We start from the raw sequence: 21,928 nt of genomic DNA, 5'->3' as shown, positions 1-21,928 counted from the left end.
CAGACGGGACAATGCTCCATCTCCACACCGACGTCCCATACAACTGATGCCGCGCCTTACACCCTGCCAATCCTGCCCTGCATCTGACGACCGGGGCGGGCGATGAAGCTGCACCGCTACCTGGGCGCAATCCAACGCTCGGTGCAGCGCCATGGAGGCGGATTGCCGGGGCTCTGGTCGGTCATCAGTCGCGCGTTGAGGATTGCACGGGCCATGGGTATCGGGGGACTACTGCAGCGCGTGCGAGCTTCCGGCGGCGACCAGCGTCCGAGTGCTTCACCGCCGTGCGACGCGCCATTGCCAGCGCCAGTCCCGCTGGAGCAGATTTCACTGAAGGTCGGGGTGATGGCGCACGTGTTCTATCCGGACCTCATCGAGGAGCTGGCCCGCTCGCTGGAACAGATGCCAATCCCCTACACGCTTATGGTCTCGGTGGTGGATGACGCTGCCGCTGAGCAGGCTCGTGCGCGGTTTGCACAGCTTCCCCTGCTCATCGACCTGCAGGTGGCGAAGGTGGCCAACCGCGGCCGCGACATCGCGCCTCTGCTGCTCGCGTTCGATGCCCCCATCCGCGAGCTGGACGTGGTGGGACACATACATACAAAAAAGTCTCTTTACACCGGTAGCGCCCAGGAACAATGGCGCAAGTACCTGCTGGCGTCGCTGTTCGGTGACCATGAACGCCTGGCATGGATGTTCGGCGTGCTGCAGGCAGCGCCGGACCTGGGGCTGATCTATCCGGAAACCCATTCGTCGCTGCCTCCATGGGCACATACTTGGCTGTCCAACGTTTCGGTCGGCCGCACACTGAGCGCTCGTCTTGGCCTGGGGTGGGAGAGTACGGGCTACTTCGATTACCCCGCCGGTTCGATGTTCTGGGCGCGGGTGGATGCCCTGCGCCCCCTGTTCGAGCTGGAACTTTCGCTGGATGATTTCCCTGTGGAGGAGGGCCAGATCGATGGCACGCTGCAGCATGCGATCGAACGGCTTTTCGCATTGATCGCTCGTGATCGCGGCTACCGGATCGGCGTGCTGCCAACTGATGGCAGCCGCCACATGGCCGTTGAAGGTGAGCGCAACGCCGGCGCCGCGTTCAGATATCCGCTGGCCGAACAACTGCGGATGGCGGCCATCGAAGCTCGGGTTGTGACTCTGGATGTATTCGACACATTGGTGCTACGTCCCTTCATGACTCCAAACGGCGCCCGCCAATTGCTGTCGCTACGTGCCGAACGCTTGATGGGAGTTGCTACCTTCGCCGAGATCCGCGAAGACGCGGAAATCGCAGAAAGGCAACGCCTGGGCCGCGACCCTGAACTGGCCGAGATCTACCAGCAGATGGGTCGCTTGGCGCGCATTGGCGACGACATGACCCAGCGCCTGCTGGCGCTGGAAGTGCAGATGGAACGGGAGCTGTTGCGCTCGCGCCAGGCGATGTTGGAGGCGCTACCGGTGCTGGCCGGAAAACGGCTGGTCGCTCTGTCGGACATGTATCTGCCCAAAGCCGTTCTACGCGACGTACTGCCACCGGAGGTGCAGGCCGTTACCGACGAGTGGTGGGTTTCCTGTGAAACCGGGGCCCGCAAGGATGCTGACAACAGCTGGTCGCAATGGGCAGGGCGACTGGTGACGACGCCTGGACGCTGGCTGCACGTGGGCGACAACGAACACGCCGATGTCCAGTTGCCTCAGCGTGCCGGCCTGATCAATCCAGTACATGTGCTGCGTCCTGCCGTACTGTTCGACATGGTCCCTGCGCTGCGTTCCCTGCGCCATCCTGCAGCAGCACAGGCGCCTTGGCCTGAGCAGCTATGGCGGGGTCTGCTCGCCAACCGCTTCGCATATATGGCCGACACCGCCCCGCATCGCGTGTACCCGACGCCACAGCTTGACGCGGAGGACGCAGGCTACTGCGTGCTGGGCCCCATGCTGCTTGATTTCCTGTTGACGACCGCCGCTACCGCTCGTCAGCGGGGTATCGGTTCAATCCTGCTACTTGCTCGTGAAGGCTATCTGCTGGAGCAGGCCTGGATGCTGTTGGCCAAGGTCCATCCTGGCATGCGTGCACTGCGCGCTGAGTATTTCCTGGCATCGCGGCGCTCCACTGCCTTGCCGGCGCTGGCCGCGGATGCAGATCTGTCTGCCGTGCTGGCTGGCAGCTTCAACGGCTGCGTGCGCCAACTTCTTGTGGCTCGCCTTGGCTCACAGGCCGTGGACGTCATTGCCCGGGTTGACCCTACGCTGCTGGAGCGCGATGTTTTCCTGCCTGAAATGGCAGACACGCTCTCGCTGTGGCTGGAACCTGCGCTTCCCGCCCTCCTTGAACTGGCCCGGCAGAGTCAGCAGGACTGGCAAGCGCATCTGTCAAAGGCCACTGGCGGCCAGCCGACGATGGTTGTCGACCTGGGCTATGCAGGGACCATCCAGCGCAATCTGATCCGCCTTAGCGGCGAACCGATAGGCGGCCAGTACTTCGCATTGCGGGAAACGGCCAAGCAGCTGAACGGGTTGGGCTGGGCCGAAGCGCGCTACTTCGACGGCCGCACGGATACCGGTGGTTCATCCTTGATCCTGCAGCACGATCTTCTGCTGGAGGCATTGCTGAGTGCCCCATACGGCCAGTTCAATGGCTACTTCCGCGACGCGAGCGGAATGGTGCACGGCGAGTTCGGCGAACAGACCCTCGGAAAGCCCGGACTGGAAGCTCTGGCTGCGGTGCAGACCGGCGCGCTCTCATTCATCAACGATGCCTGCTCGGCTGTCAATGCCAACGTTGCCGACATCACACTGGACAAGCATGCAGTACTTGAACCGCTGCGCCTGCTCGCCGAGGGAACATGGCAGGCAGGCGCTTGGCTGCAGGAGTTGGCCACCGAAGATGACTTCAGCGGCCGTGGCAAGGTAAACGTAAGCGGTACTTACTGACGGAATGCAACGCCCGTCTTCTCCCTCAGCTCGTCATGAGCGACACCCGCCGCAGTCTCCACCAGCACCAGACCGTCATCGGTCACGTCGAATACCGCCAGGTCGGTGATGATGCGATCGACCACGCCCACACCCGTCAGCGGCAGCGTGCACTCGGGCAGGATCTTGTGTTCGCCGTTCTTGGCGGTGTGCTCCATCAGCACCACCACCCGCTGTACGCCGGCCACCAGGTCCATCGCACCGCCCATGCCCTTGACCATCTTGCCGGGCACCATCCAGTTGGCCAGGTCGCCCTTGTCGGTGACCTGCATCGCACCCAGGATCGCCAGGTTGACGTGGCCACCACGGATCATCGCGAAGCTGTCATGACTGCCGAAGTAGCTGGCCCCCGCACGTGCGGTTACGGTCTGCTTGCCGGCATTGATCAGGTCTGCATCGACCTCATCCTCGGTCGGGAACGGGCCGATACCCAGCAGGCCGTTTTCAGATTGCAGCCACACATCCACGCCTTCGGGGATGTGGTTGGCCACCAGCGTCGGCAGGCCGATGCCCAGGTTCACGTAGGCGCCATCGGTCAGTTCACGCGCAGCGCGCGCCGCCATCTCATCGCGGGTCCATGCCATGTCAGTTGCCCTCCGCACGGATGGTGCGCTGTTCAATACGTTTTTCAGGGGTGGGGTTGTGCACGATGCGGTGCACGTAGATGCCCGGCAGGTGCACCTGGTCCGGGTCGATGCTGCCGACCGGCACCACCTCCTCCACTTCCACGATGCAGACCTTGCCAGCCATCGCGCAGGCCGGATTGAAGTTGCGCGCGGTCTTGCGGAACACCAGGTTGCCGGCCTCGTCGGCTTTCCAGGCCTTTACCAGCGCCACGTCGGCGCGCAGCGCGGTTTCCATCACGTAGTGCTTGCCGTCGAACTCACGGGTTTCCTTGCCTTCGGCCACCACCGTGCCATAGCCGGTAGCGGTGAAGAAGGCCGGGATACCCGCACCACCGGCACGCAGTCGTTCGGCCAGGGTGCCCTGCGGATTGAATTCCAGCTCCAGTTCGCCAGCCAGGAACTGCCGTTCGAACTCCTTGTTCTCGCCCACATAGGACGAAATCATCTTCTTGATCTGCCGGGTTTCCAGCAGCTGGCCCAGGCCGAAGCCATCCACGCCGGCATTGTTGGAGATCACGGTCAGGCCCTTGGCCCCACTGTCGCGCAACGCGGCGATCAGTGCTTCAGGAATACCGCACAGGCCGAAGCCACCCACAGCCAGAACCTGGCCATCAGCGACCACGCCCTGCAGGGCATCCGCCGCAGAGGCGAAACGCTTGCTGCGCGTGCCGCTGGAAGTCGATTGCTGCATCTCTACTGCCCTACCCGGTGAGAATGCCGCCATTCTAGCGGTACACCCGTTGCCGGCTGGGATGCGCCGCAGCATGAACCAGCATGCCGGGCCCTCAATACGTAGAATGTCCGCTTCCCCGCTTGCGGTGCCCTTGGCAACGCGTGCTGCAGATGGAGAGGACAGGACGACGCATGGCCGTAGTATTCACCGGAGGGGAACTGTCCCGCTGGCTGGATGCCGGGACACTGGGAAAGGGCAACCACCTCGTTTCGGCAGTGCGTGAACTGCGCTACCAGTCACCGCTGCTGACTGCCCGGCTCGTAGGCTGGCAGGTGTCGATCGACCTGGACGCCAGCGCCCGCACACCGCACAGCCCCCTGCAGAGTCGCTGCACCTGCCCGGCTGGCGGGCACTGCGAGCATGTCGCCGCCGTGCTGCTGGCCGCGCTGGAGACCTCTCTGGAGGGTGCCCCGGGCCCGCTGCGCCCGGCCTCCAACCCGACGCTGCCCACCCTGCAGATCCAGGCGATGACGCCGATCCTCCATCTGCACAGCATGGAATACCGTCCTGCCTGGCTCACCGAACGGGATGCCTCGCAGTGGCTTGACGTCGCCACCGTCGCTTTCGAATACGGCGAACACGTGCGTTTTCTCGACGACCCGTCGCTGTTCGTGCATGGCGCCGAGGGCCAGCTCTACCTGCTGCCGCGTGACCTTGCCGGGGAGGCACGGCGTGAGGTTGAACTACACAGCGTCCACCTGCACCGCGAGCGGCAACCGCGCATCGTGCTGGACGGCGGTGGTCCGTTGTTCGAGCTGCGCAGTTTCGACTGGACCCGCTTCCTGCTGGAGGATGTGCTGCGGTTGGAAGCGCTGGGCTGGAAGATCGAGACTGACGATGCCTTCCGTCATCGCATCACCCGGGTGGAGGAGATCGACCTGGATGTGCGGTCGGTGTCCACCGACAGTGCCGCGTTCGACCTGGCCCTGACCATCGACGTCGATGGCCGCAGCATTGCGCTGGTTCCGCTGTTGCAAGGCGTACTGCAGTCCGATCCGCGCTGGCTGCGCGGCCAGCTGGACGCGATCGGCGATGACGAGAACGTACTGCTGACGACGGCAGGCAATGAACGCCTGGCCCTGCGCGCGGGCCGCCTGAAACCGGTGATCGCGCTGCTGGCGGATCTGTTCGGCGACCGCGGGCAACCATTGCGACTGCAGGCACACGATCGCGGACGCCTGCAGGCACTGCAGGAAGCCACGCAGCTGCGACTGCACAGCAGCAACGATACCCGCGCACGCGTGCAGCGCCTGTTGGACGCACCGGCGATGACCCCTGTCCCAGCGCCCCAGGGCTTGCGCGCGACGCTGCGCAGCTACCAGCTTGAAGGCCTGTCCTGGCTGCAGTACCTGCGCCAGCAGGGCCTGGGCGGCGTGCTGGCCGATGACATGGGTTTGGGCAAGACACTGCAGACCCTGGCCCATCTCCTGGTTGAAAAGCAGAGCGGCCGCCTGGACAAGCCAGCGCTGGTGGTCGTGCCGACGTCGTTGCTGCACAACTGGCAGAGTGAAGCTGCGCGTTTCACTCCGGATCTGCGCGTACTGACCCTGCACGGACCCACACGTGACACGCAGTTCGATGCCATTGCCGCACATGATCTGATACTGACCACCTACCCCCTGCTCTGGCGCGACGAGCAGGCGTTGCAGGCGCATTCCTATCACCTGCTGATCCTGGACGAGGCACAGCAGGTGAAGAACCCCAGATCACGCGCAGCGGCCACGCTGCGCACGCTGCAGGCCCGTCATCGACTGTGCCTGACCGGCACCCCGCTGGAAAACCATCTGGGCGAGCTGTGGACGCAGTTCGACTTCCTGCTGCCCGGACTGCTCGGCAGCGAAAAACAGTTCAACCAGCACTGGCGCCATCCCATCGAGCGCGGCACCGACCGCCGGCGTGCACAGCTGCTGGCCCAGCGCATACGCCCTTTCATCCTGCGCCGACGCAAGGACCAGGTCGCCTCCGAACTTCCACCGAAGACGGTCATCACCCGCACCGTGGCGATGGAAGGCGGCCAGCGCGAACTTTACGAAACCGTGCGTGCGGCAATGGAAAAACAGGTGCGCGACGCGATCAACGGCAGCGGACTGGCGAGCAATCACATCGTGGTGCTGGACGCGTTGCTGAAGCTGCGTCAGGTCTGCTGCGATCCGCGCCTGCTGCAGGGTGGAACATCCGCGCGCACTGCTGGCTCGGCCAAGCTGGACCTGCTGCGCGAGATGCTGCCTTCCATGGTTGAAGAAGGACGCCGCATCCTGCTGTTCTCACAGTTCACCGGCATGCTGGCCCTGATTGCGCAGGCATTGGATGCACTGGGCCTGGCCTACGTGACCCTGACCGGCGACACCCAGAACCGGGTCACACCGGTGCAGCGCTTCATGGACGGCGAAGTTCCCGTGTTCCTGATCAGCCTGAAGGCCGGCGGCGTGGGACTGAACCTGACCGCCGCCGACACCGTCATCCACTTCGATCCCTGGTGGAACCCGGCCGCCGAGAACCAGGCCACGGACCGTGCCCACCGCATCGGCCAGGATCAGCCGGTGTTCGTCTACAAGCTGATCGTCGCGGGCAGCGTCGAGGAACGGATTGCTGAGCTGCAGCAGCGCAAGGCCGACCTGGCCGATGCAATCCTGGAGGGTGCTGGTGGCACAGGCCCACGTTTCGACGCAGCCGACCTTGAGGCTCTGCTCTCTCCCCTGCCGGGCGCACCTGCCAAGCACGCCGCAGGCAAACGCAGGGCCACCCGCACATGACATTTTCGGCGGTCAGGCAGCATTGGGTCTGTGGAAACGATTCCCATACAAGGCTGGGATTACACTAGCCAACTGATCTGACAAAGGATTCCAGCGATGCCCCTGCCCGCCTTCAAGGCCTATGACATCCGCGGCCGCGTGCCGGAAGAACTGAACGAAGACCTCGCCCGCCGGATTGGCGTGGCCTTGGCCGATCAGTTGTCGCCCGGGCCGGTAGTGGTGGGGCACGACGTGCGCTTGACCAGTCTGGCGCTGCAGGACGCGCTGGCGGTGGGCCTGCGCGGCGCGGGCCGGGAAGTGATCGACATCGGCTTGTGCGGCACCGAGGAGGTCTATTTCCAGACCGATCATCTGGGCGCGGCCGGCGGTGTGATGGTGACCGCCAGCCACAATCCGATGGACTACAACGGCATGAAGCTGGTCAAGGAGAACGCCCGGCCGATCAGCTCGGATACCGGCCTGTTCGCGATCTCCGATGCGGTTGCCGCCGATACCGCGCCTGCCGCCCCGGCCAAGGCCGGGCAGACCTCCCAACACGACAAGGATGCCTACATCCAACATCTGCTGGGCTACGTCGATGCCAGCAAGCTGAAGCCATTGAAGCTGGTGGTCAATGCCGGTAATGGCGGCGCTGGCGCCATCGTCGACCTGCTGGCACCGCATCTGCCGTTCGAGTTCATCCGCATCTGCCATGAACCCGATGGCAACTTCCCCAACGGCATTCCCAATCCGCTGCTACCGGAAAACCGCGCAGCCACTGCCGAAGCCGTGCGCGCGCACGGCGCCGACTTCGGCATTGCCTGGGACGGCGACTTCGACCGCTGCTTCTTCTTCGATCACAGCGGGCGCTTCATCGAGGGCTACTACCTCGTCGGCCTGCTGGCCAAGGCGGCACTGGACCGCAACCCGGGCGGCAAGATCGTGCATGACCCACGCCTGGTCTGGAACACCGTGGAAATGGTCGAGCAGGCCGGCGGCGTGCCGGTGCTGTGCAAGAGCGGCCACGCCTTCATCAAGGAAAAGATGCGCGCAGAGGACGCGGTGTACGGCGGCGAAATGAGCGCCCATCACTACTTCCGCGAATTCGCCTATGCCGACTCGGGCATGATCCCCTGGCTGCTGATCGCCCAGCTGATTTCCGAAAGCGGCCGTTCGCTGGCCGACTGGGTGGAGGACCGCATGGCGGCGTACCCGTGCAGTGGCGAGATCAACTTCAAGGTCAGCGATGCGAATACGTCCGTGGCTCGCGTGATGGAACACTTCGCCGCGCAGTCGCCTGCACTGGACCATACCGATGGGATCAGTGCCGACTTCGGCGACTGGCGTTTCAACCTGCGCAGTTCCAACACCGAACCGCTGCTGCGCCTGAACGTGGAATCGCGCGGGGATGCGGCGCTGATGCAGGCGCGCACCGATGAAATCGCCGCGCTGTTGAAGGCCTGAGCGGAGATGTCGCGATGAACACCGTCCAGCCTGTCATCCTCTCCGGGGGCTCCGGCACCCGCCTGTGGCCCCTGTCGCGCGAGGCGTATCCCAAGCAGTTCCTGCCTCTGGCCGGCGAGCTGACGATGCTGCAGGCAACGTGGCAGCGCGTGGCCCCCATCGCCAGCCGCGGCCCGCTGGTCATTGCCAACGAGGAACACCGCTTCGTTGCGGCCGAACAACTGCAGCAGGTCGGCGCCGAGCCGGCCGCGATCATCCTCGAGCCGGTTGGCCGCAACACCGCCCCGGCGATTGCCGTGGCCGCGCTGGAAGCCACCCGTGATGGCGCCGATGCGCTGTTGCTGGTGCTGCCCTCCGATCACGTGATCACCGATGAGGCCGCCTTCCGTGCGGCGGTGCAGGCGGCTTCCAGCGCCGCTGAAGCCGGCAAGCTGGTCACCTTCGGTATCGTGCCGACCGGCCCGGAAACCGGCTACGGCTACATCAAGGCCGCCGATGGCCAGGGCGTGCGCGCAGTCGAACGCTTCGTCGAAAAGCCCGATCTGGACACCGCCACCGGCTACGTGGCCAGTGGCCAGTACTACTGGAACAGCGGCATGTTCCTGTTCAAGGCCTCGCGCTACCTGCAGGAGCTGGAACGCCTGCAGCCGGCCATGTTGTCGGCCTGCCGCACGGCATGGGAGGGCGCGCGCCGCGATGCCGACTTCACCCGGTTGGACAAGGACGCGTTCACTGCGGTGCCGTCCGATTCGATCGATTACGCCGTGATGGAAAAGACCGCCGATGCGGTGGTAGTGCCGTTGGATGCCGGTTGGAACGATGTCGGCTCCTGGACCGCACTGCGCGATGTATCGCAGCAGGACGGCGATGGCAATGCGCACCAGGGCGATGTGATCGCCATCGACTGCCGCAACACCTATGCCTACGGCGAACGCCTGGTGGCGATGGTCGGGCTCGATGATGTCATCGTGGTTGAGACCGACGATGCGGTGCTGGTCGGCAAGGCCGACCGCATGCAGGAGGTCAAGACGGTGGTGGCGCAGTTGAAGGCCGACGGCCGCAGCGAAGCGACCTGGCATCGCAAGGTCTACCGCCCGTGGGGAGCCTACGACTCGATCGACAGTGGCGAGCGTTTCCAGGTCAAGCGGATCACGGTCAAGCCGGGCGGTACGTTGAGCCTGCAGATGCATCACCACCGTGCCGAGCACTGGATCGTGGTCAGCGGCACGGCCGAAGTCACCCGCGGCGATGAAGTGATCCTGCTGAGCGAGAACCAGAGCACCTACATCCCGCTGGGCGTGACCCATCGCCTGCGCAACCCGGGCAAGCTGCCGCTGGAGCTGATTGAAGTGCAGTCAGGCAGTTATCTGGGCGAAGACGATATCGTGCGCTTCGAGGATACGTACGGGCGCAGTTGAGTCGTCGCCCTGCGGTGCATGCCGACCGTTGGTCGGGGCCGGCGCCCAGCGTTGGTCGGGGTGGGTGCCGACCGTTGGTCGGCACGTCGCCTACCGGGTCAGGCAATCTCAGCCATGACCCGCTTCAACCCGTGCTGCCACGTCGGCAGTTCGATGCCGAAATCCTGCTGCAGCTTGCGGTTGTCGAGCACCGACCATGCGGGACGCTTGGCCGGAGTCGGGTATTCGGAACTGGGGATGGCTTCAACCGACGGCACCTTGGCCAGCACGCCGGCGGCAAGTGCCTCGGCAAAGATCGCTTCGGCAAAGCCATGCCAGCTGGTCTGGCCCGATGCCGTCAGATGCCACGTTCCCGACAGCGCGCCCGGATGCTGCAGCGCCTGCACGGTGACATCAGCAATCAATGCCGCCGGCGTCGGCGTGCCGATCTGGTCGGCCACGACACGCAGCTGATCGCGCTCGGCGCCGGCGCGCAGCATCGTGCGCAGGAAGTTCGCGCCGTGCGAGGCATAGACCCACGCGGTGCGGAAGATCAGGTGGCGACCACCGGCCGCACGCACCGCATCCTCGCCATCACGCTTGCTGGTGCCGTACACGCCGAGCGGGGCGGTCGGTTCGTCTTCGCGGTACGGGGCCGTGCCCTGGCCATCGAACACGTAGTCGGTGGAGTAATGCACGAACGGTACGTCATGCGCTGCACACCAGCGGGCGATCACGCCCGGCGCTTCGGCGTTGGCGGCGAATGCGGCCTCTACCTCCTGCTCGGCACGATCCACGGCCGTGTAGGCGGCCGCGTTGACTACCAACGACGGCTGCAGCCGGTCCAGCAATGCAGGCAAACTGTCGGGCTGGCTGAAGTCGGCCATTTCGCAGGTGCTGCCATCAGGCAACTGGCCGCTGCGGGTGGTCGCAACCACCTTGCCCAGCGGCGCCAGCGCGCGCAGCAGTTCCTGGCCGACCTGGCCGTTGCCACCGAATACCAGCACCGTCATGCGACGTAGACCGGCAGGCGGTCTTCAGCAATGTCCTTGAGGAACGGCGCGTTCTCGTCCTTGGCCGACAACGTCGGCGCGCTGACCGGCCAGTCCACGGCGATATCGGCGTCATTCCAGCGCACGCCGGCGTCGAAGTCCTTCAGGTAGACCTCGGTGCACAGGTAGCTGAACACCGCACGCTCGGACAACACGGCAAACCCGTGTGCAAAGCCTTCCGGAATCCAGAACTGCTTCTTGTTCTCCGCGCTGAGCACCACCGCTTCCCACTGGCCGAAAGTCGGTGAGCCGCGGCGGATGTCGACGGCCACGTCATACACCTCGCCTTCCACCACGCTGACCAGCTTGCCCTGCGGGCGCGGCCACTGGTAATGCAGGCCGCGCAGCACGCCCTGCGCCGAGGTGGAGACATTGCTCTGCACGAAGCGATCCGGCAGGCCCACCGCCGCGAAGCGCTCGGCATTCCAGGTTTCGAAGAAGTAACCGCGGACGTCGCCAAACACCGCCGGCTCGATCACCACGCAGCCGGGTAACCTGGTTTCAATCACTTTCACGGGACGACTCCACGCACGGCGAGTTTATGCAGGTATTCGCCGTAGCTGTTCTTGATCAACGGCGCGGCCAGTGCTTCCAACTGTTCGGCGTTGATCCAGCCCTGGCCGAACGCAATTTCCTCGGGACAGCAAACCTGCAGGCCCTGGCGCGTCTGGATGGTCTCGATGAAGTTGGACGCCTCCAACAGTGACTGGTGGGTACCGGTATCCAGCCAGGCGTAGCCGCGGCCGAGGGCCTCCAGGTGCAGGTTGCCTTCGACCAGGTAGCGCTTGTTGAGATCGGTGATCTCCAGTTCGCCACGCGGCGACGGCTTGAGTTCGGCAGCGTAATCGCTGGCCTTGCCGTCATAAAAGTACAGGCCGGTGACCGCATAGTTCGAACGCGGGCTCTCCGGCTTTTCAACCAGGTCGACCACCTTGCCGCTCTTGTCGAACTCGGCCACGCCATAGCGTTCCGGATCGTTCACCCAGTAGCCGAACACGGTGGAACCGTCCACGCGTTCGTCGGCACGCTTGAGCACTTCTCGCAGACCGTGCCCGTGGAAGATGTTGTCACCCAGCACCAGGCAGCTCGGCTTGCCGCCGACGAAGTCCTTGCCGATCAGGTAGGCCTGGGCCAAGCCATCGGGACTGGGCTGCACCGCGTACTGGATGTCCATGCCCCATTGCGAACCGTCACCCAGCAACTGCTGGAACAACCCCTGTTCGTGCGGGGTATTGATGATCAGCACTTCACGGATGCCCGCCAGCATCAGCACGCTCAGCGGGTAGTAGATCATCGGCTTGTCGTACACCGGCAGCAGCTGCTTGCTGACGCCTTTGGTGATCGGATACAGCCGGGTGCCGGAGCCGCCGGCGAGGATGATGCCCTTGCGTTGGGTCATGTCGTGTCCTTGGTTCAGGCCGCGGTGCCGATGCGCTGCAGGCGATAGCTGCCGTCGAGCACGCCGTTCACCCATTCCTGGTTGTCCAGGTACCAGTCGACGGTGAAGGTGATGCCCTGCTCGAAGGTGTAGGCCGGTTCCCAGCCAAGGTCGTTCTTCAGCTTGGAGGCGTCGATCGCATACCGGCGGTCATGGCCCGGGCGATCGGCAACGTAGGTGATCTGACTGCTGCGCGGCTGGCCGTCCGCACGCGGGCGGCGCTGGTCCAGCAGCGCGCAGATCGCCTGCACCACCTCGATGTTCTGCTTTTCCGAGTTGCCGCCGACGTTGTAGGTCTCGCCCACCTGGCCCTTGGCCAGCACCGTGCGGATCGCTTCGCAGTGGTCGGACACGAACAGCCAGTCACGCACCTGCTTGCCATCGCCGTACACCGGCAGCGGCTCGCCGGCCAGCGCCTTGGCGATCACCAGCGGGATCAGCTTCTCCGGGAAGTGGTACGGGCCGTAGTTGTTGGAGCAGTTGGTGGTCAACACCGGCAGCCCGTAGGTGTGGTGGAACGCGCGCACCAGGTGGTCCGAGGCTGCCTTGGATGCCGAATACGGGGAGTTCGGCGCATACGGCGTGGTTTCGCTGAACTTGCCGGTCTCGCCCAAGGTGCCGTACACCTCGTCAGTGGAGACATGCAGGAAGCGGAACGCTGCGCCCTGCTCGGCCGGCGGCAGCGCCTTCCAGTAGTCACGCACCGCTTCCAGCAGGCCAAGGGTGCCGACCACATTGGTCTGGATGAACGCGCCCGGACCATCAATGGAGCGGTCGACGTGGCTTTCGGCGGCGAAGTTCAGCACGGCATCCGGCTGGTGCTCCGCCAGCAGGCGGGCAACCAGCGCGCTGTCACCGATGTCGCCGTGCACGAAGACATGGTCCGGGTCGCCCTCCAGTCTGGACAGGGTATTCAGATTGCCGGCGTAAGTGAGGGCATCCAGGTTGACGACCTTGATGCCGCGGGCGACGGCGTCGAGGACGAAGTTGCCGCCAATGAAACCGGCGCCGCCAGTCACAAGCCAAGTAGTCACTACCTTTCTCCTGTCGATCTCTGATACCCCTCTGGTGCCCCAGCGTTCAACAGCGCTGAACCCAGCCCCGCAGGATACATGGCTCTTCTTTCATGACCGCACTCCGCCGCTGAATGGCAGCATGGGCGGGCAGCATTTTTTGCCGCATCGCAGCATCACCATACGCATTCGCATGGTCACCCCAAGCCAGCTAGAATCGGGATCCCACCCCCGAACCGGTTGCTGTCGCAGAGCCGGACGTTCTCCAGCAACTGTGAGCCGGCCAGCGACCGGCACTACAAGGATCTCGTACCAGATGAAAATCCTCGTCGCGTACAAGCGCGTGGTGGACTACAACGTCCGCATTCAGGTCAAGCCGGACGGTTCCGGCGTGGTCACCGACGGCGTCAAGCTGTCCCCCAATCCCTTCGATGAAATCGCCCTGGAAGAAGCGTTGCGCCTGCGCGACAAGGGCATCGCCAGCGAAGTCGTGGTTGCCACCATCGCGCCAGCCGACGCCCAGGCGCATCTGCGCAACGGCCTGGCCATGGGTGCCAACCGTGCCATCCACGTGGTCACCGACCAGGCCATCCAGCCGCTGACCGCCGCCCGCACCCTGCTCAAGCTGGTCGAGAAGGAACAGCCGGATCTGGTGATCCTGGGCAAGCAGGCCATTGACGACGATGCCAACCAGACCGGCCAGATGCTGGCCACGCTGTGGGGCCGTCCGCAGGCGACCTTCGCCAGCAAGCTGGAGATCTCGGGAGAAGCTGGCGCCGACGGCAAGGCCACGGTGACCCGTGAAGTCGATGCCGGCCTGGAAACGCTGGAAGTCGATCTGCCGGCGGTGGTCACCACCGACCTGCGCCTGAACGAACCGCGCTTCATCAAGCTGCCGGACATCATGAAGGCCAAGGCCAAGCCGCTGGAAACCCTGCAGCTGGCCGACCTCGGCGTTGAAGCCGCTGATACCTTCAAGACCACCCAGTACGCTGCGCCGTCCAAGCGCAGCAAGGGTGTGATGGTCAAGGACGCGGCCGAACTGGTCGCCGCACTCAAGCAGAAGGGGTTGCTGTAATGAGCAGGATTCTCGTCATCGCCGAGCACCACGACGGCAAGCTCAACGCCGCCACCGCCAAGACCGTCAGCGCTGCGTCCGCCATTTCCAGCGCCAGCATCGATGTGCTGGTGCTGGCTGCCGACCCGACCGCCGTTGCTGCTGAAGCGGCGAAGATCGCCGGCGTCGCCAAGGTCCTGACCGTGACCAACGCTGCCAACGCACAGGCGTTGGCCCAGGTACTGGCCCCGCAGATCGCGCAGCTGGCCAAGGGCTACACGCACGTGTTCGGCCCGTCGACCACCTTCGGCAAGGACCTGATGCCGTGTGTGGCCGCGCTGCTGGGCGTCAACCAGGTCTCCGACCTGATGGCCGTCGAAGGCAGCCACACCTTCAAGCGCCCGATCTACGCCGGCAACGCGATCATCACCGTGGAAGCGCCGACCGAGCAGATCGTCGTCGCCACCGTGCGTGCCGCGTCGTGGCCGGAAGCCGCCCAGGGCGGTAGCGCCTCGGTTGAAGCCACCAGTGTCGATGCAGCCCTGCCGAGCCATACCCGTTTCGTCGGCCTGGCTGCCGGCGCCAGCGACCGTCCGGACCTGCAGAGCGCCAAGCGTGTGGTCTCCGGCGGCCGTGGTGTCGGCTCGGAAGAGAACTTCAAAGTCATCTTCCAGCTGGCCGACAAGCTCGGCGCCGCCGTGGGTGCCTCACGCGCAGCGGTCGATGCTGGCTACGTGCCCAGCGACCTGCAGGTCGGCCAGACCGGCAAGATCATTTCGCCGGAGCTGTATGTGGCCGTGGGTATCAGTGGTGCCATCCAGCACCTGACCGGCATCAAGGACGCCGGCACGATCGTGGCGATCAACAAGGATGCGGATTCGCCGATCTTCGAGATCGCTGACATCGGCCTGGTGGGGGATCTGTTCGCGATCCTGCCGGAGCTGGAAAAGGCGCTGTAACACCGCTTCCTCGGCAAGGATTTTGTCAGTCGCCCGGGGTACCTGCCCCCCAACGGTACCCCGGTGCATCACCGGGTTGCCGGGCCCCTGCCTGGCTCAGACACCCCTCCTTATGCTACGGACCGGTAGCCCTCCGGCCCACTCGCCCGAGGATCACTGATGATTGCCTGTTGTTCGGGCAGATGAACCCGACGAATGGCCCGAAGGGCACGCCGTAGAGCACATGCGTGGCAGCTGACGTACAGCGAGACCCGCGCTCGGGCCTCAGCAACCACTTCCGAGGTCACCATCATCTATTATTCGCTCCGTGACCGATAACCATGAAGGCATGAAAATGCGACAGAACATTGCGGCAATGAACTGGAACTCTCCTCTGTGACGGCTTCCAATCGACCGCTTTGCGTGGATCTTGATGGAACCTTGCTGCGTTCTGACATCCTCTACGAATCCCTGTTGGCGCTGCTGGCGCACAATCCACTGTATGTATTTCTAGTTCCCTTCTGGCTGTTGAAGGGCAAAGCATATGTGAAGCGCCAGCTAGCCTCGCGCGTTCAATTGCCCGCGGCGACATTGCCGTATGACGAGCGAGTCCTGGAGATCCTGCGCACCACCGCGCAACGGCCGCGTGTGCTGTGCACAGCGTCGGACCGGCTGCTGGTACAACCAATTGCCGATCATCTGGGCTTGTTCGAGGAGGTCATGGCTAGCGATGGACACACCAACCTGTCCGGAAGCAACAAGGGGCAGGCATTGGCGGATCGCTTCGGCGAACGCGGCTTCGACTATATGGGCAACGGCCAAGTCGACCTGAAGGTGTGGGCGCATGCCGGAGGAGCAATTGTTGTCAACAACGGGCCCGGGCTGGCCCGCGCGGCGAGTGCGCAGACGGAAGTCCTAGCCCACCTGCCGTCGCAGAACGGGGGCCTGCTGACCTGGATCAAGGCCCTCCGCATCTATCAGTGGTTGAAGAATCTGCTGGTGCTGGTGCCGTTGTTGACTGCCCATCGCTTCTTTGACATCGCCTCAATCATCGATGCTGGGGTGGCCTTCCTGGCCTTTGGCCTGTGTGCGTCTGGCGTCTACCTGCTCAATGACCTGCTGGACCTGACTCCGGACCGCATGCATCCACGCAAGCGCAAGCGGCCATTTGCCGCCGGCACACTGCCGCTGCTGCAAGGCCTACTGGCGGCCCCGATGATCACGCTGACAGGGTTCGCGCTCGCGCTGGCCTGCAGCCCGGCCTTCGCCGGCGTATTGCTGTGTTACTACTTGATGACGCTGAGCTACTCTCTCAGGCTCAAGCGCATTGTGATGATCGACGTGGTGATGCTGGCTGCCCTGTACACCGTGCGCATCATTGGCGGCGCGGTGGCAATCAACTCCGAACTCTCGTTCTGGCTGTTGGCGTTCTCCATGTTCGTGTTCCTCAGCCTGGCAATGCTCAAGCGCTATACCGAGCTGGCTTCTGCGCTGGCCAGTGGCAAGGAAGTGGCCATCGGCCGTGGCTACTCTGTGGCTGACCTGCCACTGGTGCAGTCGTTGGGCGCTGCCGCAGGTTACATTGGCGTGCTGGTGTTTGCACTGTACATCAACAGCCCCGAAAGCTTGGAGCTGTACACCAGCCCGAAGCTGCTTTGGCTCCTCTGCCCGCTCCTGCTGTACTGGATCAGCCGCATGTGGATCGTCTCCCATCGTGGCGACATGCATGATGATCCGATCGTGTTCGCAGCGACGGACCGTGGTAGCCAAGTCGTGATCGGATTGTGCCTGCTGATCGTCCTAATCGCGGTATGAGTGCACCTGCCGGCCAATCCTGGGGGCGTTATCCTCAGGTCAATCAACGGATAGTGCCGGTTTTCGACCGCGACCTCCCGTTGCCATTGCCTGCCGATGGAGGCAGCGTGTTGCCGCACGGCAATGGCCGCAGTTACGGCGACAGCTGCCTAAACCCGGATGCCACGTTGCTGACCAGCCGAGGGCTGGATCGATTCATCGAATTTGATCCCGCCACCGGCGTCGTGCGCTGCGAGTCCGGCGTCACCCTGGCCTCCATTCTGGATGTTGCGCTGCCTCGTGGCTGGTTCCTGCCCGTGACCCCCGGTACGCGCTATGCCACCGTTGGCGGCGCCATCGGCAACGACGTGCATGGCAAGAACCACCATCGCGCCGGGACATTCTGTCATCACGTGCGGCGCCTGGAACTGCTGCGCAGCGATGGTTCGCGCCACCAACTCACGCCGGCGGACAATTCCGGGCTGTTCGCAGCCACCGCAGGTGGATTGGGCCTGACCGGATTCATCACCTGGGTCGAGTTGCAGCTTCGCCAAGTACCGGGCCCATGGATCGAAACCGAGTCGATCCGATTCGACAACCTCGATGAATTCTTCGAACTTTCGCGAGACTCGGCCGCAGGATATGAATATACGGTGGCGTGGATCGACTGCCTGGCGAAGGGTCCCAACCTCGGTCGTGGCCATTTCCTTCGCGGCGATCATGCGCCCGGTAGCGCACAAGCAGCCACGCCCGGTTCAGCTCCACGGCGCAGCATCCCGCTCGTGCCACCGATCTCATTGGTCAACAGCCTTACCCTGCGCCCCTTTAACACGCTGTACTACTGGCGGCAGCCAGCCCGCCGGGCACGCCACGTATCGCATTATCAGTCTTATTTTTATCCACTGGACGGCATCAACCACTGGAACCGCATGTATGGACCACGAGGCTTCCTGCAGCACCAATGCGTGCTGCCGCCCACACACGCCCGTGATGCGACAGCAGCCCTGCTGGCTGAGATCGCTCGCAGTGGTCGCGGCTCGTTCTTGGCAGTTCTCAAAGAATTTGGCAACCTCCGCTCGCCGGGAATGCTGTCCTTCCCGCGTGCCGGCACAACGCTGGCCCTCGACTTCCCCAATGATGGACCGGACCTGATGAAAATGCTGGACCGGCTTGATCGTATCGTCAGCGAGGCTGGCGGCGCTGTGTACCCGGCCAAGGACGCGCGCATGTCCGGCGCCCTGTTCCGTCAGGCCTACCCGGCGTGGGAGGAATTTTCCCATTTCATCGACCCTCGATTCTCGTCCGGCTTTTGGCGCCGGGTGATGGAGTAACCATGCAGAAGATCCTGATCATCGGCGCGACGTCGGCCATCGCCGAAGCGGTCGCGCGCCTATACGCTGGACGTGCCGCAGCGCTCTATCTGGTTGGCCGTAGTTCTGGGAGGCTTGATGCAATTGCCGCTGACTTGCGCGTGCGTGGTGCCCAGCGTGTGGATACCGGAGTTCTGGACGTCAACGATGTGGCCGCGCATGGGGGCCTGATTGACAACGCGCAGACAGCTCTGGGGGGCATCGACACTGTCCTGATCGCACACGGCACGCTGCCGGATCAGGCCGCCTGCGATGCATCCGTGGACCTGTCGCTGCACGAGTTCGCCACCAATGGCACCTCAACAATCGCTCTCGCCGCTGCGCTTGCACAGCGCCTGCAGCCCGGCGCCACCTTGGCCGTGATCTCTTCCGTGGCGGGTGATCGCGGTCGCGCCAGCAACTACCTGTACGGCAGCGCAAAAGCCGCCGTTACTGCCTACCTGAGCGGGCTTGGCCAACGCCTGCATCCGCAAGGTATCAATGTACTGGTGATCAAGCCTGGATTCGTGGACACCCCAATGACAGCCTCGTTCAAGAAGGGCGCGCTGTGGGCGACACCGGAGAAGGTGGCCACCGGCATTCTCAAGGCAATCGGGAAGCGCAAGTCCGTGGCTTACCTGCCTGGTTTCTGGTGGGCCGTAATGATGATCATCAAGAACATCCCCGAGTCCATCTTCCGCAGGATCAAGCTTTGAGCAGATCACGACTGGTCCTTGCCTACTCGGGCTTTGCCGCCGTCTCCATCGGAGTGAACATCGGCGCCCAGGCTCTTGTCATACTTCTATACAAAGGCCCCTATGCCGTTGTCGCGTCCGTTGTCATCGGCACTGCGGTCGGCCTACTTTGCAAATACGTACTCGACAAGAAGTTCATCTTCAATCATCAATCAAAGAACATCGCGTATGAAGCACGCACGTTTGCACTCTATGTAACGATGGGTCTTGCCACCACCTTCGTATTCTGGGGGACCGAAGCTGCCTTCCACTTCGTATTTCAGAGCAACCCAATGAGATATCTAGGCGGCATTATTGGCCTGAGCATCGGTTACTTCATCAAATACTGGCTGGATTCGAAATTCGTATTCAATACGCAACAAAAGTAATGCCAACAAAGAGGCATAAGCACCTCCATCCAATAACTTCTTTTACAAACTTCGACTACGAAACGCAGCGAGGCAGGTCTTCCGCGAACTGCAGACTTGCCCGCGCCTTCGACCAGGTTCAAAGGGACAGCTACTACGTTCCAAACAGCCCCCGTCTGAACCAATAATACTCCTTCATGCACATCGACTGTCAGACGTCGGTTTACTCTGAGGAATTTCCGGCGAGAGTCTCACCAGGAAAGCTCCATGGGATGAGCAGCTTACCGATAGAGACGACCCAAGACTCCACTTTACCCCCAACCACGGCATCTCAATTCGCGGAAACCTCGGCTCTCCTGCACCCAGAAGCAACGAGGCAAAACAGCATGATTGCGGCTACCGTCCACGCCAAGCCTCCGGGAAGCGCGTGCCTCAGTCGTTCCATTGCGTCGGCAAAATAGCTGATTCCAATAACCAGAAATCCCGACAACGCCAACCAAACACTGAACAGGTATCCGCGAACCCCACCGGAATCAGAGATCCCTGAAGCACCAACCAAAAGCATCCCGCTCGCGAACATGATCATCGCAATAACTGGCCACAGCGAATATGCAAACAGGCGCTGATGCTTTCCGGCCAAGCTCGCTCCTCCATAATAGGCCAGCTCATCGCCGGAGAAATTAACAAGCGCTGGCAGCTGTCGTAAAAACTTCAGGGTGGCATACGGGGCATCTGCCACGACCAGCTTGGCGTACTCCTTCTTCCCATGCGAGCGCGCCCACGCCCTCAACGGTTCGGCCTCCCCTGCGTTCATGACCCACAAATCGTCAGAAGAAGCCCACTTTCCGGAGTGCCTTAACGCAAGCTCGTGCGGCAACTCCCTCTCTTCAAGCTTTGCCCTCATAGCATAATTGGGCAGGACATCCTGACCAAGCACGTTCATGTACGGGAAGAGCCAACGCTCGTTTCGCTCCGCGCTATTCACAACAAATAGACATGCGCCAGCGATGACGAGGACTGCAATGAAGCGAACCACACCCTTGCCACGCAGTAGCAGAAGCGCTGGAACCAAAAACATTATCTGATAGGCATTGACATCCCTTGCCAACGCGTACGCAACCGAAATAGCAACAAATACAACCCAGTAGAGCGTCCTGCCATCCTTCAGCATTCGCAGGCACAAAGCCGATAGAAGAATAAACAAAGAGCCCGCGATTGATTCCGTCAACAGGCTTGCAGCCCACTGGGAATACTGAGCACTCATGCCCGCGACCACGCAGAAGGCCACGAGAAGTACCCGACTTCTCTCCTCATGGATCAGGGTCATCCCCGACCATGCCAAGGCACCCCAGGCAACGGGGTAAAGAATCCACTGAATATATAGCCCCTGACACTCCGCCCCAAACAGCTTGAGATAAATCACATATCCAGACGCGCGCGCGCCACTATAAATGCCAGCATCAGCCCAGGAGCGCGCCGCCTGAGACAGATAATCCATCGTATCCGGATACTGACGCCCAGCCCATGGGAAACTCACAATAGACACCACCATTGTAAGTACAGCCAGCAGAAAATAATCAGATCGATCAAGTTTCCGCATGATTTCCCTCTGTTTGGCGACCGTTGATCGCGAGCATGACAAGCGCACCGACCAGCAAGGCATCCAGTAATTTGATCAAGGCCACCAAAAGAACCAACCTGCTCGCGCCGGACCCAATCTGGACTACCGGAAGCCCAATGGTCTCGGAGGCACCTCGCGGCCTCTCAAGCACGATGTCGCTACCATTTACCCGTACGACCCCTGACCATTCATGCGCCACGAATGCCAGTGTTGCCCAAGAGCTAATTTTAGATTCGAATATCAAGCTCGCCCCCGGTCCGGTGCTCACTTGCCAGCCGTCCTTATAAAGCCAAGACCCATGGGCTCTTGAAGGCTTGATTTCGGTCCCATCCTCATCTGTCACCCTGACCCAGACTTCCTTCCCCTCTTCCGAAGCGCTCAAAACCCGGGTCTGGATGGTCGGGTCAAACACGCCACTACGCGGAAGCGGGATCAACAGAGAGATGCATACGGAGAGGATGGCTACTACAAGTAGCGACGCTGCGGAAAAATTTCGCGCCGGGCTCAAAGAGCGATGAGAAGGACGCAGCCACAACCAGATCAGCACTGCCCCCGTCCAACCTACAGCCAACGCATCCCCCCCCGCAGCATGCAGGAGCAGTGAAGCAAGTGAGATACATGCAACAGACCAGCGCAGCCCAGCCTGGT

General features: G+C 62.8%; 18 protein-coding genes. 10 read left to right on the top strand and 8 right to left on the bottom strand.

Annotated features, from left to right (window positions below; genetic code table 11):
• The first annotated feature begins 102 nt into the window (after positions 1-102).
• Positions 103-2,925: a rhamnan synthesis F family protein gene (locus QOL57_RS18235; RefSeq protein WP_089238637.1), complete on the top strand. Its 2,823-nt coding sequence runs from the start codon at positions 103-105 to the stop codon at positions 2,923-2,925.
• On the opposite strand, the gene QOL57_RS18230 is transcribed toward QOL57_RS18235, so the two are convergent.
• Positions 2,919-3,548: a CoA transferase subunit B gene (locus QOL57_RS18230; protein ID WP_089238635.1), complete on the bottom strand. Its 630-nt coding sequence runs from the start codon at positions 3,546-3,548 to the stop codon at positions 2,919-2,921. The two genes, QOL57_RS18235 and QOL57_RS18230, sit on opposite strands and share 7 nt — an antisense overlap.
• 1 nt (position 3,549) lies before the next feature.
• Entirely contained in the window at positions 3,550-4,281 is a 732-nt protein-coding gene (locus QOL57_RS18225; protein WP_089238633.1) for a CoA transferase subunit A, read from the bottom strand.
• A 173-nt stretch (positions 4,282-4,454) separates the two neighbouring features.
• Between QOL57_RS18225 and QOL57_RS18220 the strand changes: the two genes are divergently transcribed.
• From QOL57_RS18220 to QOL57_RS18210, 3 genes are all read left to right on the top strand, one after another.
• Positions 4,455-7,076, top strand: a complete 2,622-nt coding sequence (locus QOL57_RS18220) for a DEAD/DEAH box helicase (RefSeq protein ID WP_089238631.1) — start codon at positions 4,455-4,457, stop codon at positions 7,074-7,076.
• 96 nt (positions 7,077-7,172) lie between these two features.
• Entirely contained in the window at positions 7,173-8,519 is a 1,347-nt protein-coding gene (locus tag QOL57_RS18215) for a phosphomannomutase (protein ID WP_089238629.1), read from the top strand.
• Between the two features lie 14 nt (positions 8,520-8,533).
• A complete protein-coding gene (locus tag QOL57_RS18210) occupies positions 8,534-9,937 on the top strand; it encodes a mannose-1-phosphate guanylyltransferase/mannose-6-phosphate isomerase (protein ID WP_089238627.1) in 1,404 nt (467 codons plus the stop codon).
• A 98-nt stretch (positions 9,938-10,035) separates the two neighbouring features.
• Here QOL57_RS18210 and rfbD read toward each other — a convergent pair whose 3' ends face one another.
• The 4 genes from rfbD to rfbB are packed head-to-tail and all read right to left on the bottom strand — an operon-like array spanning position 10,036 to position 13,440.
• The gene (rfbD, locus tag QOL57_RS18205; RefSeq protein WP_089238625.1) at positions 10,036-10,929 is read right to left on the bottom strand and encodes a dTDP-4-dehydrorhamnose reductase; all 894 of its coding nucleotides are present in this window, start codon (positions 10,927-10,929) and stop codon (positions 10,036-10,038) included.
• Positions 10,926-11,483 carry a dTDP-4-dehydrorhamnose 3,5-epimerase gene (rfbC, locus tag QOL57_RS18200; protein WP_089238624.1) on the bottom strand — a complete coding sequence of 186 codons (558 nt, stop codon included), beginning with the start codon at positions 11,481-11,483 and terminating at the stop codon, positions 10,926-10,928. The genes rfbD and rfbC overlap by 4 nt, the downstream gene beginning before the upstream one ends.
• Positions 11,480-12,367, bottom strand: coding sequence for a glucose-1-phosphate thymidylyltransferase RfbA (gene rfbA / locus QOL57_RS18195; RefSeq protein ID WP_089238623.1), 888 nt, complete (start codon positions 12,365-12,367; stop codon positions 11,480-11,482). The genes rfbC and rfbA overlap by 4 nt, the downstream gene beginning before the upstream one ends.
• 14 nt (positions 12,368-12,381) lie before the next feature.
• A complete protein-coding gene (gene rfbB, locus QOL57_RS18190; RefSeq protein WP_089238621.1) occupies positions 12,382-13,440 on the bottom strand; it encodes a dTDP-glucose 4,6-dehydratase in 1,059 nt (352 codons plus the stop codon).
• 295 nt (positions 13,441-13,735) lie between these two features.
• Between rfbB and QOL57_RS18185 the strand changes: the two genes are divergently transcribed.
• From QOL57_RS18185 to QOL57_RS18160, 6 genes are all read left to right on the top strand, one after another.
• A complete protein-coding gene (locus QOL57_RS18185; protein WP_089238620.1) occupies positions 13,736-14,497 on the top strand; it encodes an electron transfer flavoprotein subunit beta/FixA family protein in 762 nt (253 codons plus the stop codon).
• Positions 14,497-15,435 (top strand): electron transfer flavoprotein subunit alpha/FixB family protein, encoded by a 939-nt coding sequence (locus QOL57_RS18180; RefSeq protein ID WP_089238618.1) that lies wholly within the window; start codon positions 14,497-14,499, stop codon positions 15,433-15,435. The genes QOL57_RS18185 and QOL57_RS18180 overlap by 1 nt, the downstream gene beginning before the upstream one ends.
• A gap of 402 nt (positions 15,436-15,837) precedes the next feature.
• Positions 15,838-17,229, top strand: coding sequence for a UbiA family prenyltransferase (locus QOL57_RS18175; RefSeq protein ID WP_244900817.1), 1,392 nt, complete (start codon positions 15,838-15,840; stop codon positions 17,227-17,229).
• Positions 17,226-18,539, top strand: coding sequence for an FAD-binding oxidoreductase (locus QOL57_RS18170; protein ID WP_089238614.1), 1,314 nt, complete (start codon positions 17,226-17,228; stop codon positions 18,537-18,539). Before QOL57_RS18175 ends, QOL57_RS18170 begins: the two co-directional genes overlap by 4 nt.
• 2 nt (positions 18,540-18,541) lie before the next feature.
• The gene (locus tag QOL57_RS18165; RefSeq protein WP_089238612.1) at positions 18,542-19,273 is read left to right on the top strand and encodes an SDR family oxidoreductase; all 732 of its coding nucleotides are present in this window, start codon (positions 18,542-18,544) and stop codon (positions 19,271-19,273) included.
• The gene (locus QOL57_RS18160) at positions 19,270-19,680 is read left to right on the top strand and encodes a GtrA family protein (RefSeq protein ID WP_089238610.1); all 411 of its coding nucleotides are present in this window, start codon (positions 19,270-19,272) and stop codon (positions 19,678-19,680) included. The genes QOL57_RS18165 and QOL57_RS18160 overlap by 4 nt, the downstream gene beginning before the upstream one ends.
• Positions 19,681-19,990: 310 nt before the next feature.
• Here QOL57_RS18160 and QOL57_RS18155 read toward each other — a convergent pair whose 3' ends face one another.
• A complete protein-coding gene (locus tag QOL57_RS18155) occupies positions 19,991-21,259 on the bottom strand; it encodes a hypothetical protein (RefSeq protein ID WP_141134245.1) in 1,269 nt (422 codons plus the stop codon).
• Positions 21,246-21,827, bottom strand: a complete 582-nt coding sequence (locus tag QOL57_RS18150; protein ID WP_141134244.1) for a hypothetical protein — start codon at positions 21,825-21,827, stop codon at positions 21,246-21,248. Before QOL57_RS18150 ends, QOL57_RS18155 begins: the two co-directional genes overlap by 14 nt.
• Between the last annotated feature and the right edge of the window lie 101 nt (positions 21,828-21,928).

Origin of the sequence: Stenotrophomonas sp. yr243, from assembly GCF_900184195.1 — a bacterium.
Lineage (GTDB): Bacteria > Pseudomonadota > Gammaproteobacteria > Xanthomonadales > Xanthomonadaceae > Stenotrophomonas > Stenotrophomonas lactitubi.
The sequence above is the reverse complement of the archived record's forward strand: the minus strand, read 5'-3'. Positions and strand labels throughout refer to the sequence as shown.